Source organism: Shewanella subflava, assembly GCF_025971955.1.
Lineage (GTDB): Bacteria > Pseudomonadota > Gammaproteobacteria > Enterobacterales > Shewanellaceae > Shewanella > Shewanella subflava.
The window spans coordinates 1-2,333 of sequence record NZ_JAPDMX010000014.1; the positions used below are offsets into that span (position 1 = coordinate 1).

At 44.2% G+C, this 2,333-nt stretch carries 3 protein-coding genes; all 3 read right to left on the minus strand.

Features of this window, described 5'->3' with window-relative positions:
• Positions 1–26 precede the first annotated feature (26 nt).
• Entirely contained in the window at positions 27–1,529 is a 1,503-nt protein-coding gene (gene tnpC / locus OHT75_RS07275; protein ID WP_264725834.1) for an IS66 family transposase, read from the minus strand.
• Between the two features lie 90 nt (positions 1,530–1,619).
• On the minus strand, positions 1,620–1,964 hold the full coding sequence (tnpB, locus tag OHT75_RS07280) for an IS66 family insertion sequence element accessory protein TnpB (RefSeq protein WP_264725835.1): 345 nt from the start codon (positions 1,962–1,964) through the stop codon (positions 1,620–1,622).
• Positions 1,961–2,260: an IS66 family insertion sequence element accessory protein TnpA gene (gene tnpA, locus OHT75_RS07285; RefSeq protein WP_264725836.1), complete on the minus strand. Its 300-nt coding sequence runs from the start codon at positions 2,258–2,260 to the stop codon at positions 1,961–1,963. Before tnpA ends, tnpB begins: the two co-directional genes overlap by 4 nt.
• Positions 2,261–2,333: the final 73 nt, after the last annotated feature.

The window sequence follows — 2,333 nt, forward strand, 5'->3', positions numbered from 1 at the left end:
GTAAGCGGTCAATTAACCGGTGAAGCTTATTCTGCTTTACCTAGATCAACATTCCACGGCAGTAAATCAGACAATTCATCTGATGATGCACGCTTGGGTAATTCCGTAAAGAGATGACGAAAATAGTAGTAGGGATTCAAATCATTGGCACGGCAGGTCATCACCAGGCTGTATAAGTTAGCACTGGCTTTAGCCCCACCCACCGATGTCGAGAAAATCCAATTTTTTCGCCCTGTGGTAAACGGCCGGATATCCCGCTCTGTAACATTATTATCAATACTGATATCCCCATCTTCAAGATAGGTCAGTAATTTGGGCCATTGATTTAAGGTGTAACTAATGGCTTTACCTAATGCCCCTTTAGGTAAAACATGTTGGCTGTTTAGCCAATTGTAAAATTCATTAAGGATAGGTTCGCCTTGTTGCTTTCTCAACTGTTGACGGGCTTGTGCGGTTAAGTGTTTTGCCTGTTTTTCTATCCCGTAAAGTTTGGCTATGTAACTCAGTGCTTTTTCGGGTTTACCTGCTTTTTTGGATGGAGATGCTTTTTGTGCATCGGTAAATTTACGTCTAGCATGTGCCATACAAGCGGCTTGAGTAACCTGCTCAAGCATATTATATGCACTGTAGCCATCGGTCAGGAGGTAGCCGGAGTATCCCGTTAGGAAATCCTTCACACAGGCGGCAGCACGACTCGGTTGATAGTCGTAAATAACCGCAGGGTTTTCTGCAAATTCACCACTGCGGTAAACCCACATGTACGACTTAGTTTCGGCTTTTCTGTCTTCTTCTCGAAGGACTTGTACCGTGGTTTCATCGGCACAAATGAGTTTTTCGCTCAGGAGCTTATCCTTCATAGCATCGATAATGACTTGGACTTTATCACCTAGCTGTACACACCAATTTGCTAGCGTGCCTCTGCTGATATCAATACCTGAGCGATTTAAAATATCAACCTGGCGATACAGTGGTAATGCATCCACGTATTTAGCTGTGACGATTGCGGCAAACGTTTCAGCACTGCCCATGCTTTTAGGTAGCATGCTCGCAGGCTTAGGAGCCGTAATGACTTTATTGCTGGTGTGTGTTTTTTCACATTGACGACACGTGTATTTGGTGCGCTCATGACGGATAACGCTGACTTTCTGTGGAATGATTTTGAGCTCTTCGCTGACTTCTTTACCGCATTCATGAAGGGGTGTTTGGCAACATTCACAACAAGGAGCGCTGAGTTCGTGCTGATAAACTTCACGCTCAAGCGCTTCAGGCAACGGTTTTCTGCCTGTTTTAGCCTTGCTCTTATTTACGTTAGGCAACGCATGTTGCTGCTCAGCTTCGTTAAACGTGCCTTTGGCTACTTTTTCACTTTGCGATGAAAAGCGTTTGGATTTGCTGAGATTGAGTTGTTCAACCAGTAGCTGAACTGTCGTTTTAAGCTCAGCAATTTCTTCTGCTTGTGCACGCTCTTTTGCTTGCAGTTGCAGCAACATGGCTTTGAGTTGTGCTACGTCATCAGGTAGGTCAGTCAAGGTGGCTCAGGGCTTAAGTGGTTATCAATATCCTTAGTGTGACAGCGAAAAATGATCGTTCAAGTAGAAATTTGTGATCAACATTCGCCGTCACACTTCAAGTCCAAATATAGGCCGATGCGCCTTAGGATTATCTAAGGTTAATCCCGATAATAGCCACTGTAATTGTTGCTTGCTGATATGAACAGCACCATTACATTTAGGCACTGGCCACTTAAAATGGCCTTTTTCGAGACGACGATAATAAAGCCAAAATCCATTGGTATCCCAGAAGAGGATTTTGAGTTTATCGCGGCCACGATTGCAGAAAATAAACCAGGCCTGGCTAAAGGGGTCCATTTCAAGCGTATCCGCGACGATTAATGATAATCCATCAATAGACTTTCGCATGTCGGTGACACCTGATACTAGGTACACATTACCGGTCGGTGTCATAGCAATGCAGCAACCCAATGTCTAATTTGAGCTTGGCTCAGCGTAGCAGGAAATTCAGCGCGAATACCGTTGCTAAAAGTAATGTTCACCGACAGAGCTTGCGTATATTCATGTTCATCGACAATGATGGGGTGCAAGGTTTGTATGGCGTCAGGAACGCGCAGCCTCTTAGACCAATAGTAGAAGGTTTGATAACTGATGCCGCTGTCGGTACAGAATTGCTTAATGGATAGCTGGCTTTGTTTTTGTTGCTCAACAATTGAGACCCAATAGGCGCGCTTTTGTTCTTGATTCATAGTACCTCCGGTGAAAAAGGTACTATATTAAAGCGTGAGTATTATTGGTATGTGGGGTTTATTGACCGCTTAC